Origin of the sequence: Micromonospora sp. WMMC273, from assembly GCF_027460285.1 — a bacterium.
In the GTDB taxonomy this organism is placed as follows: Bacteria; Actinomycetota; Actinomycetes; order Mycobacteriales; family Micromonosporaceae; genus Micromonospora; species Micromonospora aurantiaca.
Window position 1 is genome coordinate 894,737 of record NZ_JAPZBE010000001.1, and the last position, 12,735, is coordinate 907,471.

Consider the following 12,735-nt stretch of genomic DNA (forward strand, 5'->3'; position numbering starts at 1 on the left):
CTTCCGGCAGCGGTCGGGCATGGGTGTCCTTCCGGAAGTGGTGACCAACGACACGGCGCCCCACCCTATGGCGGCGGCGCCGCCCGTGGGGGGCGCCGGGCCGGGTGCGTGATTGGATGGAGCGGTGACTGGTGACCTGATCCCCGGCGCCCCGGGCGCCCCCGCCCCCTCGACCGTGGACGCGGATCTGGTGGTCAGCCTCGACGGGGTCGTCGTCAAGCGTTCCGGCACCGCGCTGGTGCACGACGTCGACTGGCGGGTCGAGCTGGACGAACGGTGGGTGGTGCTCGGGCCGAACGGCGCGGGCAAGACCACGCTGCTCAACCTGGCCGCCGGCCGGCTGCACCCGACCAGCGGCGTCGCGCACGTGCTCGGCGAGCGCATCGGCCGTACCGACGTCAACGAGCTGCGTACCCGCATCGGTCTGTCCACCGCGACGCTCGCCGAGCGGATCCCCGCCGAGGAGCGGGTCGTCGACGTGGTGGTGACCGCCGCCTGGTCGGTGGTCGGCCGCTGGCGGGAGAGCTACGACCGCACCGACGTGGCGCGCGCCGCCGCGCTGCTGCGCCAGCTCGGCGTCGGACACCTCACCGACCGCACGTACGGCACGCTGTCCGAGGGCGAGCGCAAGCGCGTGCAGATCGCCCGCGCCCTGATGACCGACCCGGAGTTGCTGCTGCTCGACGAGCCCGCCGCCGGGCTCGACCTGGGCGGGCGCGAGGACCTGGTGGCCCGGCTGGCCGAGCTGGCGTACGACCCGGACGCGCCCGCGATGGTGCTGGTCACCCACCACGTCGAGGAGATCCCGCCGGGCTTCACCCACGCGCTGCTGCTGCGCGAGGGCGGCGTGGTGGCGCAGGGCCTGCTCGCCGACGTGCTCACCGCCGACAACCTGTCGAAGACGTTCGGCCTTCCGCTGGTGGTCACGCGGTCCGGCGACCGCTGGGCCGCCCGCGCCGCCTGAGCGGCGGGACGACACCGTGCCGCAGACCCGGATCGCCGTCGTCGGCAGCGCCAACATGGACCTCGTCGGCATCGGCGCGGCGCTGCCCCGGCCCGGCGAGACGGTGCTGGGCGACGACTTCGTCATGGTGCCCGGCGGCAAGGGCGCCAACCAGGCCGTCGCCGCGGTACGCGCCGGCGCGTCCTGCGTCTTCCTCGGCGCGATCGGCTCGGACTCGTTCGGCGTGACGCTGCGGGCCCGGATGACCGCGGCCGGCGTGGACACCGGCCACCTGCGGGTGGTCTACGGCCCGTCCGGCGTCGCGCTGGTCATGGTCGGCGGCGCGGGGGAGAACGCCATCCTGGTCACCCCCGGGGCGAACGCCGCGTTCACGTCGCTGACCGCGGACGAGCTCTCCGCCGTACGCGATGCGGATGTGCTGGTCTCGCAGCTGGAGGTGCCGGTCGAGACGGTGACCGAGGCGGCGCTGGCGGCCCGGTCGGCGGACACTCGGGTGGTACTCAACGCGGCGCCGGCCCGATCGGTGCCGGCCGAGCTGCTGGCGGCGACCGACCTGCTCGTGGTGAACGAGCCGGAGGCGCAGGCGCTGACCGGTCGCGGCCGGGACGAGCCGGCGGCGCTGCTGGACCTGGTGCCCCGGGCGGTGCTGACGCTCGGCGGCGACGGCGCGTGGTACGTCGACCGGGACCGGCCGGCGACACACGTGCCGGCGGTGCCGGTGGACGTGGTCGACTCGACCGCCGCCGGGGACGCGTTCACCGCCGCGCTCGCGGTGGCCTGGGGCGAGGGTCGGGACCTGGCCGACGCGGTGCGCTGGGCGGCGGCCGCCGGTGCGGCGTGCGTACGCAAGCTCGGCGCCTCGGTCGCGCTGCCCCATCGGGCGGAGATCGACGAGCTGTTCCCGGCCGGCTGAGCCTCAGCCGGCCGGTTCGTCGGTGAGGCGCTCGCCGCGCCGGCGCAGCATGCCGAGCCCGGGGATGCCGGCGACCGCGAGCTTGAGATCGCGCGTGACGTCCAGCAGGTCGTGCAGGTCCGGGCCGACCCGGTCCAGCGTGGCCAGGATCGGCAGCACGTCCGAGGTGAGGTGGTCCTTGAGCTTCGGCAACTCGTCCACGAGCCGGATCGCGGCGGTCACCTCCTCCGGGCTGAGCTGCTCCACGAACCGCGCCGCCATCGGCGCGGCCCGCCGCAGCGTCGCCTCGTACGCGGCGAGCAGCTCGTTCGCGACGCCCGTCGCCTTCTCCGCTGTCGCGAGCGTGCCCGCCGCCCGCGCGGTCACCGTCTCCGCCTCGGTCACCACCCCTGCCGCGCCGCGGGCCACCCGGTCGGCCTCGCCGACCACCACTGCCGCCGCCTCGGAGACCCGCTGCGCCTCGCCGACCACGGCAGTCGCCGCGGCGGCCACCTCGGTCGCCGTGTCGATCGCCGCAGTGGCGGCGGCGCTGATCACCGCCACCTCGCGGACCGCCGTCTCCGCGCCGGTGAGCACCCGGTCGGTGCGGTCGAGCGTGCCCTCGATCCGGTCCACCACCCCGTCGATCCGCCGGACCAGCGCCTCCACCTGGTCGAGGACGGCGAAGGCCCGAGCGGGTACCGAGGCCACCGTGGCGGCCGAGCCGAGCGCCTGGTCCAGTGCGGTACGGGTGAGGCCGAGCACGGCGCCGGGCCGGGGAAGAGGGATCGCCATGACATCCAGTGTGCGGCGTCGCGGCCAGTGCCGCCCGGCGGCGGCCGGGCGGCGACTGTCACTCCGGGCCGCCGACGCGGCGTAGGGTGCCGGCATGCCCACCCCCGGCCCGGCGTCGCGGCGACTGCTCGCCTGCGGCGTGGTCGCGCTGCTCGCCGTCGTCCTGGGCGCTCTGCTCCTGGCCCGCGCCGACGCCGGTCTGAGCACGCGGCGGGCGACGGTGGCGGGAGTGCCGCTGACCGAGGTCCGGGCGGACGGCGTGAGCGGCGACCGGCGGCCCGGGGTGGTGATCGCGCACGGCTTCGCCGGGTCGGCCCGGCTGATGCGGCCGCTGGCCGACTCGGTGGCCCGCCGGGGCGGGATCGCGGTGCTGCTCGACTTCGCCGGCCACGGCGCCAGCCACGCCCGGCTACCCGGCGCGGGCCGGGACGAGGAACGCAGCCGGGCGCTGCTGCGGCACGACCTGGACGTCGCGGTCGCCTGGCTGCGCGGGCGTCCCGGCGTCGACAGGGACCGGATCGTCCTGGTCGGGCACTCGATGGGTGCCGGCGCTGTCGTCCGGTACGCGGTCGCGCATCCGGAGATCGACCGGACCGTGGCGATCTCGCTGCCCGACGGCGGTGACGTGCCGGCGGGCTGGCCGGGGAGGCTGACGCTCGTGGTGGGCGGGCTGGAGTTCGCCGGTTTCCGCCAGGCGGTCGACGAGGCGTCACGGGACGCGGCGCCGGGCACCCGCACGCGGGTGGTGGCGCCCGGCGTCGAGCACGTGTCGGTGCTGTTCGCGCCGCGTACCCACGCCGCGGTTCTGTACGCGCTGCCGAACCCTGCCGGCGGGCTGCCACCGTCCCCGCTGACCCGGCCGGCCGGCGCCGGGCTGCTGCTGGCGGGGCTCGCGCTGGGCTTCGTGCCACTGGCGGCGTTGCTGCCGCGCCGGGCGCGGGCGGGCACCGGCGGTCCGCGTACCGGGCGGTGGCTCGCCGCGACGGTGCCGGCGGCGGGCGTGGGCGCCGTGCTCGCCGCGCTGTTGCCGACCGCCCGGTCGCCGCTCGCCGTGGGCGGATACGTGGCGGTGTTCCTGCTGCTCACCAGCGTGCTGCTGGCCGCCGCGGCGCGCTTCGCGCAACCCCGCCGGCCACCGGCGACCGGGGGTGGCGTCCGGTCCGCTGTCGTCGCCGTCGTGCTCCTCGGGTACGCGGTGCTCGCCGTCGCGCTGCCGCTTCATCTCGGTCTCACCTCGACCGTGCCGGTCGGGGCCCGGTGGTGGCTGCTGCCCCTGGTGACGTTCTGCTGCCTGGCGTTCCTGCTCGGCGCCGAGCGGCTCGCGGACGGCCACGGCATCCGGTACGCGGCCACCGGCGGGATCGCCGTGCTGGTGCTCGCCGTCGCCGCGGTCATCGGCCTGGCACCCGGGTTCGTGCTGCTGGTGGTGCCCCTGTTCGCGGCGCTTGTGGCCTGGCAGGCGGCCTGGGCCGTGGTGCTGCGCCGCCGGGCCGCGCCGTGGTGGCTGGCGCCGTCGGTAGGGGCGGTGGTGCTCGCCTGGCCGATCGCGACCACGCTGCCGCTCACCTGAGTCGCCGCTATCGGCGGTCGGTCTGCTGCTCCACGGCGCGTTGCACGGCCCGGTAGATCTGCCCGAACCGCAGCGCGTCGGGCGTACGGACCAGCATCGTCTCCCGGCCGTGGTGCTGCACCCACAGCTCGTGCACCCGGTTGCCGCGCTCGTAGGAACGGTCCAGCCAGCCGAGCGGCACCTCCAGGAACGGGGTGAGCGCCAGTCCCACCACCACGAACGCGGCCAGGATGATCAGGGCCAGTTTCCACTCGCCGCGGTCCTGCGCGGACCAGGCCAGCGAGAGCACGCAGACCACGGCGACCAGTGGTGGCAGCGACAGCAGCAGGACCAGCACCCCGCGGCCCAGCACCCGCCCTCGGACGGCGAGTGTGGTGGTGCCGCGCGCGTGCCAGACGTACGTGACGTCGGCGAGCGCGACGGCCTGACCGCCAGCGTGGATGGCCTCGGAGGTGACCTGCACGGCGTCGTCCCGGTAATAGAGGACCATGAATCAGCCTAACCGCGTGTGTCGATGCCGGCGACGCGTGCGCCGGTAGGCTGGCGGCATGACGGACCGGAACGCGGTCGGAACCGGCGGTGACGAGCAGGCGCGCAACGTCGAGGTGGTCAAGCGCTACCTGCGCACCTTCGTCACGAAGGACCTGGCCGAACTGGCCGAGGTGGTCGACGAGGACGTGGAGATCTACGGCTCCGGCAGCGCGGTACGCGGCCGGCGCTACACCGAGGCGGCCGTCTCCTCGCCCGGCCTGACCGTGCTCGACCAGGAGATCCAGGAGATCTTCGCGGCCGGGGACCGGGTGGTGGTGTCGCTGGCGCAGACGTACCGGCGGGACGCGACAGGGGCGACCACAGTGCAGAGCGCCTGCAAGATGTACCGCCTGGCCGGCGGCCGGATCGTCCAGTTCTGGGGCGAGCAGGACACCTACGGCCTGTTGCGCGGGCTGGGCCTGCTGCCGGACGAGCCGATCACGTTCTGACCCGTCGCGGCAGGACCCGTCGCGGCAGGACCGGTCGCGGGACGACCGGTCGCGGGACGACCGGGCGCGGCGGGGAGGCTCTCCACGGCCCGCTGCACCGCCCGGTAGACCTGCCCGAAGCGCATCGCGTCGCGGGTGTGCAGCAGCCGCACCGGGCGGCCCCGCCATTGCGCCCACATCTCCATCTCCCGGCTGCCCCGGGCGTACGAGCGGTCCAGGTGTTCGAAGAGGAAGTCCGCGAGCGGCCCGACGGCGAGGCCGACCAGCACCGAGACGCCGACGATGGCGACGGTGACCACCGCCGAGCGCTGCAGCCACACGGCCAGCGCGATGCCCAGCGCGGCGGCCACCAGCGGCCCGGCGAGCGCGGCCCCGATCGCGCCGCGCCCGGCGAGCACCCGCCAGGAGCGGTCGCCCTGCCGGTGCCACACGGTGGTCAGTTCGGCCAGCGGGTAGCTGCGCCCGTCCACCCGTACCGCGGTGGAGGTGACCTGGACGGAACGGTCGTCGTAGTAGGTGATCATGGCCTCACTCCCGGTGGCGGGGCGGCGGCGACTGCGGCGGCGACCTGGGGAGTCGCCGACACCACACTGTCTACCCCAACGAGGCGAGTCGTAAGGTTGGCACGCGACTTCGACGAGGAAGTGAGGGCAGCGTGGGCGAGTTCGTCAGGCTGGAAGTGAAGGACGGCATCGGCACCATCCGGCTGGAGCGGCCGCCGATGAACGCGCTCAACACCCAGGTGCAGGAGGAGTTGCGCGCCGCCGCGTCGGCGGCCACCGCCGACGCCGAGGTCCGCGCCGTGATCGTGTACGGCGGCGAGAAGGTCTTCGCGGCCGGTGCGGACATCAAGGAGATGGCCGACATGTCCTACGTGGACATGGCGGAGCGCGCGGCCGACCTGTCCAGCGCGCTCGGCGCGATCGCCCGCATCCCCAAGCCGGTCGTCGCCGCGATCACCGGGTACGCGCTCGGCGGCGGCTGCGAGCTGGCGCTGGCCTGCGACTGGCGGATCGTCGCCGAGGACGCCAAGCTCGGCCAGCCGGAGATCAAGCTCGGCATCATCCCGGGCGCCGGCGGCACCCAGCGGCTGGCCCGCCTGGTCGGCCCGGCCCGCGCCAAGGACCTGATCATGACCGGGCGGATGGTCGACGCCGCCGAGGCGCTGCGCATCGGCCTGGCCGACCGGGTGGTCCCGGCCGCCGAGGTCTACGACGCCGCGGTGGCGTACGTGAAGCCGTTCCTGACCGGGCCGGTGCAGGCGCTGCGCGCGGCGAAGGCGGCTGTCGACGGCGGTCTGGACATGGACCTCACCTCGGGCCTGGCCTGGGAGAGCCAGCTCTTCGCAGCGCTGTTCGCCACCGACGACCGGCGCGAGGGCATGGCCGCGTTCGTGGAGAAGCGCAAGCCGGGCTTCACCGGTCGCTGACGCGAGAGCTGTTCACATCCGCGATACCGGCCAGTAGCGTGACCCCGGTCGGTCGACGAAGGGGAATGGCATGACGGAGCGGATCGAGGGCCACGGGGGCGATCTGGCACTCGCGGCACTACGCGCGCACGGCGTACGGGAGATGTTCACGCTGTCCGGCGGGCACGTCTTCCCGCTCTACGACGCCGCGCACAAGGCGGGTTTCCCCCTCTACGACGTGCGGCACGAGCAGTCCGCCGTGTTCGCCGCCGAGGCGGTCGCCAAGCTCCAGCGCCGCCCCGGCCTGGCCGTGCTCACCGCCGGCCCCGGCGTCACAAACGGGGTCTCCGGCCTGACCAGCGCGTTCTTCAACGCCTCGCCGGTGCTGGTGCTCGGTGGACGGGCGCCGCAGTTCCGCTGGGGCTCGGGCAGCCTCCAGGAGATGGACCACCTGCCGCTGGTCGCGCCGGTGACCAAGCACGCCGAGACGGTGTTCAGCGCCGACGACATCCCGCGCGCGGTGTCGGCGGCGCTGACCACCGCGCTCACTCCGCACCGCGGCCCGGTGTTCCTGGACTTCCCGCTGGAGGCGGTCTTCTCCGTCGGTGACGCCGACCTGCCGGCGGTCACGCCGCCGGCCCCGATCGAGCCGGACCCGGACGAGGTGGCGAAGGCGGCCCGCCTGATCGCCGGCGCGTCCCGGCCCGTGATCATCGCCGGCTCCGACGTGTACGCGGGCGACGCCGTCGACGCGCTGCGCGCCGCCGCCGAGTCGCTGCGGGTGCCAGTGTTCACAAACGGGATGGGCCGGGGCGCGCTCCCGCCGGAGCACCCGCTCGCCTTCGCCAAGGCCCGCCGGGTCGCGCTCAAGGGCGCCGACGTGGTCGTGGTGATCGGCACCCCGCTGGACTTCCGGCTCTCCTTCGGCGACTTCGGCGACGCGCAGGTGGTGCACGTCGTGGACGCACCGAGCCAGCGGGCCGGGCACGTGCAGCCGGCCGCCGCGCCGGCCGGTGACCTGCGGCTGATCCTGGGTGCGTTCGCCGACCACACCGGCGACCGGGCCGACCACGCCGACTGGATCGCCGAGCTGCGGACCGCCGAGGACGCGGCGAAGGCCCGCGACGCGGAGGAGCTGGCCGCCGAGAGCGACCCGATCCGCCCGGCCCGGATCTACGGCGAGCTGCGCCGGGCGCTCGCGCCTGATGCCATCACCATCGGCGACGGCGGCGACTTCGTGTCGTACGCCGGTCGGTACCTGGAGCCGGCCCAGCCCGGCACCTGGCTCGACCCCGGCCCGTACGGGTGCCTCGGCACCGGCATGGGCTACGCGATGGGCGCCCGGGTCAGTCACCCGGACCGGCAGATCTGCGTGCTGATGGGCGACGGCGCGGCCGGCTTCTCGCTGATGGACGTGGAGTCGCTGGTCCGGCAGAAGCTGCCGGTGGTGATCGTGGTCGGCAACAACGGCATCTGGGGGCTGGAGAAGCACCCGATGCGGGCGATGTACGGCTACGACGTGGCCGCCGACCTCCAGCCCGGCCTGCGCTACGACAAGGTGGTCGAGGCGCTCGGCGGCGCGGGCGAGACGGTGGAGAAGGCCGCCGACCTCGGGCCCGCGCTGGGGCGCGCGTTCGACTCGGGCGTGCCGTACCTGGTGAACGTGCTGACCGACCCCGCGGACGCGTACCCCCGTTCGTCGAACCTGGCCTGACCACGGCGCGTACGGGCCGTCCGCCGGGTGACCGGCGGGCGGCCCGCGGCGCGTCTCAGACCTCGGGGCGGTCCCGGTCGTCCGGCCGGCGCAGTTCCTCCTCGCGGCGGCGCAGGTCCTCCTCCCACAGCCGCAGCCGTTCCTGGTCCTCGCGGCGGGACCGCTCGTCCAGCGAGGCGAGGAACTCCGGGTCGTCGTCCGGGGCGAGGGGCCGGCGGGCCGGGGCGGCCGGACGGGCCGTGCCGGTGACGCCGGCGGTGCCGGCCGGGCGTTCGCGGCCCACGAGGAACCAGGCGATCGAGCCGACCAGCGGGAAGAAGAGAATGATCAGCACCCAGATCATCCGGGGCAGCGCCTTGACCTTCTCCTCGTCGGCGGAGAGGCAGCTGATCAGCGCGCACACGGCGAGGACGATCTGGACCAGGAAGAGCAGCACGTAGAGGCGGGCCATGCCTCATGATGGCTCACCGCCGCTCGTCAGTGCACCCCGCCGAGCACGTGCGCCACGCCGAGCAGCGCCAGTCCGGCCGCGCCGAGCGCGGTCAGCGGCACCGACCATCTGTCGAACCGGCGCGGTCCGGTGCCGGTGGCCCGGTGCCACGTCACCACGAGCACGGCGAGCCAGACCACTACCGCGAGCCCGGCCGGCGCCGCGTCCGCGGGCCGGCCGCCGAACGCCGGCCGGAGCTGGAGCAGCAGCACCGCGGTGAGCGTGAGCAGCGTCCGCCGCCACGCCAGCCGGGTGCGCTCGGGTTGCAGGCCGGGGTCACGGGTCACCGCGCGCCGCCCACCAGCACGGCGGCCACCAGCAGCAGCGCGCCGACCGCGACGACGAGCGCCAGGACGGCCGGGAAGCGGGACGCGGGCAACTCCTCGTTCAGCCGCATGGCGCGTTCGGTGCGTGCCCAGTGGTCGACCGCCCGGATCGAGACGGTGGCGCCGAGCAGCAGCAGCGCGACCGCGAGCCCCTCGCGCAGGTGGGCCAGGCGCAGCGGCGGCAGGAACTGCGCGGCGGCCAGCCCGCCCGCCACCAGCGCGAGACCTGTTCGCAGCCAGGCCAGGAACGTCCGTTCGTTCGCCAGCGAGAAGCGGTAGTCCGGCGGGGTGCCGACCGAACGCAGCTCACGCGGGTCGAACCAGCTCTTGATCGACTCCCACACGCTGCCGATTATCCGCTTTGCCCCGCGCCTAGCCTGGGGGGATGACCGATCTTGACGCGCGCGAGCTGCGTGACGCCTACGACAGCCAGCTTCGTCCGGAGTTGCCCGATCCGGCGCCCGCCGGCGTGACGGTGGAGCGCGACGGCCCGCTGTTCCGCGTGCTCGGCCTCGACCACCGCGGCTTCCTCACCTACCGGACGCTCGACGGCCTGGCCGGCGCCGAGCTGGACGCGCTGATCGCCCGGCAGGTCGAGGTCTTCCGGGAACGGGGCGAGGCGGTCGAGTGGAAGCTCGCCGGTCACGACGAGCCGGCCGACCTGGCCGACCGGCTGCGCGCCGCCGGGTTCGTCCCGGAGGACCAGGAGACAGTCGTGGTCGGCCCGGTCGCGCCGCTCGCCGCCGCCGTCCCGGTGCTCCCCGAGGGGGTACGCCTGCGCGAGGTCACCAGCCGGGCCGACCTGGAGCGGATCGCCGACATGGAGGAGGAGGTCTGGCGGGAGGACCGCAGCCACCTGGTGTACGGGCTGGCCCGGGAGATCGAGGCGGATCCGCAGTCGATCACGATCGTGGTGGCCGAGGCGGGGGAGACGGTGGTCAGTGCGGGCTGGATCCGCTACCAGCGTGGCACCGGCTTCGCCAGCCTGTGGGGCGGCTCGACGCTGCCGCAGTGGCGCAGGAAGGGCATCTACCGGGCGCTGGTGGCGTACCGGGCGCGACTGGCGCAGCAGCGCGGCAAGGCGTTGCTGCAGGTGGACTGCTCGCCGGACAGCCGGCCCATCCTGGAGCGGCTCGGGCTCGTTGCGGTCACCACCTCCACGCCCTACGTCTACACTCCGTGATCATGGAGCGGTTGACGGCGGACGAGCGGCTCACCCTGAAGACCGGCGCGTTCGGTGCCGTGTTCCTGGTCTCCAACGCCGTACCGGGGGTGCTGGCGATGGTGCGGGAGAGCTTCGCCGCCTCCGGCGCGCTCGGCGAGGTGGGCGGCGTGGTGAAGGAGGCGCTGACCACCGGGCCGCTGCCGCAACTCCCTCGGGACTCGGTCCTGGAGGTCGAGTCGGTGGTGCTGCCCGCGCTGGGCCGGTCGGTGGAGATCCTGCGCGCCAAGTCGCCGGGGGACGTCGAGACGTACCGGTCGGTGGTGCTGGACGCGGCGGATCGGGTGGCGCAGGCGCACCGGGGGATCGAGCCGGCCGAGGCGGCGGCGATCGAGAAGATCCGGCAGGCGCTGACCGAGGCGGCGTGACGGCGGTGAGTTGCGTCACTCCGGGCCGCCGGGGCGGCCATGCTACTTGCGGGTAACATTGCCTCGTGGGGAAGTGCACAGCTGCCCGCGGTTGACCCACGTTGCGTCACGCGGGAGGCTGCGCCCGTGACCGGGCGAGTGATCGCTACACCAAACAGGAGGGTCGTCGAAGCGCGATGAACATCGTCGTACTCGTCAAGCAGGTGCCCGATTCGGGCGCGGACCGCAACCTGCGTTCTGACGACAACACCGTCGACCGCGGTTCGGCGAACAACGTCATCAACGAGATGGACGAGTACGCCATCGAGGAGGCGTTGAAGATCAAGGAGGCGCACGGCGGCGAGGTCACCATCCTGACCATGGGTCCGGACCGGGCGACCGAGTCGATCCGCAAGGCGCTCTCCATGGGCCCGGACAAGGCCGTCCACGTCGTCGACGACGCCCTGCACGGCTCCTGCGCGGTGGCCACCTCGAAGGTGCTCGCCGCCGCCCTCGGTCAGCTGGGCGCCGACCTGGTCATCTGCGGCGCCGAGTCGACCGACGGCCGGGTGCAGGTCATGCCGCACATGATCGCCGAGCGGCTGGGCGTGGCCGCCCTGACCGGCGCGCGCAAGCTCACCGTCGACGGGTCCAGCCTGACCGTCGAGCGGCAGACCGAGGAGGGCTACGAGGTGGTCACCGCCTCGACCCCGGCCGTGGTCTCCGTCTGGGACACCATCAACGAGCCGCGCTACCCGTCCTTCAAGGGGATCATGGCGGCCAAGAAGAAGCCGGTGCAGACGCTCTCCCTGGGCGACCTGGGCGTGGCCCCGGCCGAGGTGGGCTTCGACGGCGCCACCAGCGCTGTGGTGGAGCACTCCAAGCGCCCGCCGCGCTCCGGCGGCGAGAAGATCACCGACGAGGGCGAGGGCGGCGTGAAGCTGGTCGAGTTCCTCGCCACCGAGAAGTTCGTGTGAGAGGTCACTGACATGTCTGAGGTTCTCGTCGTCGTCGAAGCCACCAAGGAATTCGGCGTCAAGAAGGTCACCCTGGAGATGCTCACCCTCGCCCGCGAGCTGGGCAGCCCGAGCGCGGTCGTCCTCGGTGGCGCCGGCGCCGCCGAGGCGCTGAGCGCCAAGCTCGGCGAGTACGGCGCGGAGAAGATCTACGCGGCCGAGGGTGAGGAGATCGACGGCTACCTGGTGGCCCCCAAGGCGACTGTGGTCGCCGAGCTGGTCAAGCGCGTCCAGCCGGCCGCCGTGCTGCTCGCCTCGTCGCAGGAGGGCAAGGAGATCGCCGCCCGCCTCGCGGTCAAGCTGGACAACGGCATCCTGACCGACGTGGTCGGCCTGGCCGCCGACGGCACCGCCACCCAGGTGGCGTTCGCCGGCTCCACCATCGTCAAGTCCAAGGTCACCAAGGGCCTGCCGCTGGTCACCGTCCGGCCGAACTCGCTCAACCCGGCCCCGGCCGCTGCCACCCCGGCGGTCGAGCAGCTCACCGTGTCGGTCACCGACGCGGACAAGCTGGCCAAGGTCGTCGAGCGGGTCGCCGAGCAGAAGGGCTCCCGCCCCGAGCTGACCGAGGCGTCGGTGGTCGTCTCCGGCGGCCGCGGTGTCGGCAACGCCGACAACTTCAAGCTGGTCGAGGAGATGGCCGACCTGCTCGGCGGCGCGGTCGGCGCGTCCCGCGCGGCAGTCGACTCCGGCTACTACCCGCACCAGTTCCAGGTGGGCCAGACCGGCAAGACCGTCTCCCCGCAGCTCTACGTCGCGCTGGGCATCTCCGGCGCGATCCAGCACCGGGCCGGCATGCAGACCTCGAAGACCATCGTCGCGGTGAACAAGGACGCCGAGGCGCCGATCTTCGAGCTGGCCGACTACGGCGTGGTCGGCGACCTGTTCAAGGTCGTCCCGCAGGCCGCCGAGGAGATCCGCAAGCGCAAGTGAGCGTCGCGTGACAGAAGGCCGCCGCCCGGTGCACCGGGCGGCGGCCTTTCTCGTAGGGAGCTGATCGGCGGGCCGGGG

The 12,735-nt window shown here is 74.1% G+C and carries 16 protein-coding genes; 10 read left to right on the forward strand and 6 right to left on the reverse strand.

The genetic code is table 11. The features are described from left to right. Nucleotides 1-124 precede the first annotated feature (124 nt). Nucleotides 125-964, forward strand: coding sequence for an ABC transporter ATP-binding protein (locus tag O7611_RS04365; RefSeq protein WP_128138705.1), 840 nt, complete (start codon nucleotides 125-127; stop codon nucleotides 962-964). Between the two features lie 16 nt (nucleotides 965-980). Further along, nucleotides 981-1,877 carry a ribokinase gene (locus O7611_RS04370; protein ID WP_269696257.1) on the forward strand — a complete coding sequence of 299 codons (897 nt, stop codon included), beginning with the start codon at nucleotides 981-983 and terminating at the stop codon, nucleotides 1,875-1,877. 3 nt (nucleotides 1,878-1,880) lie between these two features. Here O7611_RS04370 and O7611_RS04375 read toward each other — a convergent pair whose 3' ends face one another. Further along, the gene (locus O7611_RS04375) at nucleotides 1,881-2,651 is read right to left on the reverse strand and encodes a hypothetical protein (RefSeq protein WP_269696258.1); all 771 of its coding nucleotides are present in this window, start codon (nucleotides 2,649-2,651) and stop codon (nucleotides 1,881-1,883) included. 94 nt (nucleotides 2,652-2,745) lie between these two features. Here O7611_RS04375 and O7611_RS04380 point away from each other — a divergent pair, with 94 nt between their 5' ends. Continuing rightward, nucleotides 2,746-4,221: an alpha/beta hydrolase gene (locus tag O7611_RS04380; protein ID WP_269696259.1), complete on the forward strand. Its 1,476-nt coding sequence runs from the start codon at nucleotides 2,746-2,748 to the stop codon at nucleotides 4,219-4,221. Between the two features lie 7 nt (nucleotides 4,222-4,228). On the opposite strand, the gene O7611_RS04385 is transcribed toward O7611_RS04380, so the two are convergent. Continuing rightward, nucleotides 4,229-4,711: a DUF6232 family protein gene (locus O7611_RS04385; RefSeq protein WP_194799612.1), complete on the reverse strand. Its 483-nt coding sequence runs from the start codon at nucleotides 4,709-4,711 to the stop codon at nucleotides 4,229-4,231. A 58-nt stretch (nucleotides 4,712-4,769) separates the two neighbouring features. Between O7611_RS04385 and O7611_RS04390 the strand changes: the two genes are divergently transcribed. Continuing rightward, nucleotides 4,770-5,201, forward strand: coding sequence for a nuclear transport factor 2 family protein (locus O7611_RS04390; RefSeq protein WP_194799613.1), 432 nt, complete (start codon nucleotides 4,770-4,772; stop codon nucleotides 5,199-5,201). On the opposite strand, the gene O7611_RS04395 is transcribed toward O7611_RS04390, so the two are convergent. Then, on the reverse strand, nucleotides 5,147-5,725 hold the full coding sequence (locus O7611_RS04395) for a DUF6232 family protein (protein WP_269696260.1): 579 nt from the start codon (nucleotides 5,723-5,725) through the stop codon (nucleotides 5,147-5,149). The two genes, O7611_RS04390 and O7611_RS04395, sit on opposite strands and share 55 nt — an antisense overlap. A 131-nt stretch (nucleotides 5,726-5,856) precedes the next feature. Here O7611_RS04395 and O7611_RS04400 point away from each other — a divergent pair, with 131 nt between their 5' ends. Then, complete coding sequence (locus tag O7611_RS04400) at nucleotides 5,857-6,630, forward strand: enoyl-CoA hydratase/isomerase family protein (RefSeq protein ID WP_120571337.1); 774 nt, start codon at nucleotides 5,857-5,859, stop codon at nucleotides 6,628-6,630. A gap of 70 nt (nucleotides 6,631-6,700) precedes the next feature. Beyond that, the gene (locus tag O7611_RS04405; RefSeq protein ID WP_269696261.1) at nucleotides 6,701-8,323 is read left to right on the forward strand and encodes an acetolactate synthase; all 1,623 of its coding nucleotides are present in this window, start codon (nucleotides 6,701-6,703) and stop codon (nucleotides 8,321-8,323) included. Nucleotides 8,324-8,378: 55 nt separating this feature from the next. Here O7611_RS04405 and O7611_RS04410 read toward each other — a convergent pair whose 3' ends face one another. From O7611_RS04410 to O7611_RS04420, 3 genes are read right to left on the reverse strand one after another with little or no spacing between them, the layout of a single operon-like run. Beyond that, a complete protein-coding gene (locus tag O7611_RS04410) occupies nucleotides 8,379-8,774 on the reverse strand; it encodes a PLD nuclease N-terminal domain-containing protein (protein ID WP_135243658.1) in 396 nt (131 codons plus the stop codon). A gap of 26 nt (nucleotides 8,775-8,800) precedes the next feature. Beyond that, nucleotides 8,801-9,100, reverse strand: a complete 300-nt coding sequence (locus tag O7611_RS04415) for a DUF202 domain-containing protein (protein WP_194799616.1) — start codon at nucleotides 9,098-9,100, stop codon at nucleotides 8,801-8,803. Then, entirely contained in the window at nucleotides 9,097-9,483 is a 387-nt protein-coding gene (locus O7611_RS04420; protein WP_194799617.1) for a YidH family protein, read from the reverse strand. The genes O7611_RS04415 and O7611_RS04420 overlap by 4 nt, the downstream gene beginning before the upstream one ends. Before the next feature lie 41 nt (nucleotides 9,484-9,524). Here O7611_RS04420 and O7611_RS04425 point away from each other — a divergent pair, with 41 nt between their 5' ends. The 4 genes from O7611_RS04425 to O7611_RS04440 all read left to right on the forward strand — a co-directional run bounded on the left by O7611_RS04425 (nucleotide 9,525) and on the right by O7611_RS04440 (nucleotide 12,657). Further along, a complete protein-coding gene (locus O7611_RS04425) occupies nucleotides 9,525-10,322 on the forward strand; it encodes a GNAT family N-acetyltransferase (protein WP_194799618.1) in 798 nt (265 codons plus the stop codon). A gap of 2 nt (nucleotides 10,323-10,324) precedes the next feature. Beyond that, nucleotides 10,325-10,729 carry a hypothetical protein gene (locus O7611_RS04430; RefSeq protein ID WP_194799619.1) on the forward strand — a complete coding sequence of 135 codons (405 nt, stop codon included), beginning with the start codon at nucleotides 10,325-10,327 and terminating at the stop codon, nucleotides 10,727-10,729. A gap of 176 nt (nucleotides 10,730-10,905) precedes the next feature. Continuing rightward, nucleotides 10,906-11,685 carry an electron transfer flavoprotein subunit beta/FixA family protein gene (locus O7611_RS04435; RefSeq protein ID WP_194799620.1) on the forward strand — a complete coding sequence of 260 codons (780 nt, stop codon included), beginning with the start codon at nucleotides 10,906-10,908 and terminating at the stop codon, nucleotides 11,683-11,685. Nucleotides 11,686-11,697: 12 nt separating this feature from the next. Beyond that, complete coding sequence (locus O7611_RS04440) at nucleotides 11,698-12,657, forward strand: electron transfer flavoprotein subunit alpha/FixB family protein (RefSeq protein ID WP_194799621.1); 960 nt, start codon at nucleotides 11,698-11,700, stop codon at nucleotides 12,655-12,657. The last annotated feature ends 78 nt before the right edge of the window (nucleotides 12,658-12,735 follow it).

Bases quoted from the DNA above. Each gene is read 5' to 3' on its own strand.
- O7611_RS04375 (WP_269696258.1), bottom strand. From the start codon at position 2,651: ATGGCGATCCCTCTTCCCCGGCCCGGCGCCGTGCTCGGCCTCACCCGT.
- O7611_RS04385 (WP_194799612.1), bottom strand. From the start codon at position 4,711: ATGGTCCTCTATTACCGGGACGACGCCGTGCAGGTCACCTCCGAGGCC.
- O7611_RS04380 (WP_269696259.1), top strand. From the start codon at position 2,746: ATGCCCACCCCCGGCCCGGCGTCGCGGCGACTGCTCGCCTGCGGCGTG.
- O7611_RS04390 (WP_194799613.1), top strand. From the start codon at position 4,770: ATGACGGACCGGAACGCGGTCGGAACCGGCGGTGACGAGCAGGCGCGC.
- O7611_RS04440 (WP_194799621.1), top strand. From the start codon at position 11,698: ATGTCTGAGGTTCTCGTCGTCGTCGAAGCCACCAAGGAATTCGGCGTC.
- O7611_RS04435 (WP_194799620.1), top strand. From the start codon at position 10,906: ATGAACATCGTCGTACTCGTCAAGCAGGTGCCCGATTCGGGCGCGGAC.
- O7611_RS04405 (WP_269696261.1), top strand. From the start codon at position 6,701: ATGACGGAGCGGATCGAGGGCCACGGGGGCGATCTGGCACTCGCGGCA.
- O7611_RS04430 (WP_194799619.1), top strand. From the start codon at position 10,325: ATGGAGCGGTTGACGGCGGACGAGCGGCTCACCCTGAAGACCGGCGCG.
- O7611_RS04410 (WP_135243658.1), bottom strand. From the start codon at position 8,774: ATGGCCCGCCTCTACGTGCTGCTCTTCCTGGTCCAGATCGTCCTCGCC.
- O7611_RS04425 (WP_194799618.1), top strand. From the start codon at position 9,525: ATGACCGATCTTGACGCGCGCGAGCTGCGTGACGCCTACGACAGCCAG.
- O7611_RS04395 (WP_269696260.1), bottom strand. From the start codon at position 5,725: ATGATCACCTACTACGACGACCGTTCCGTCCAGGTCACCTCCACCGCG.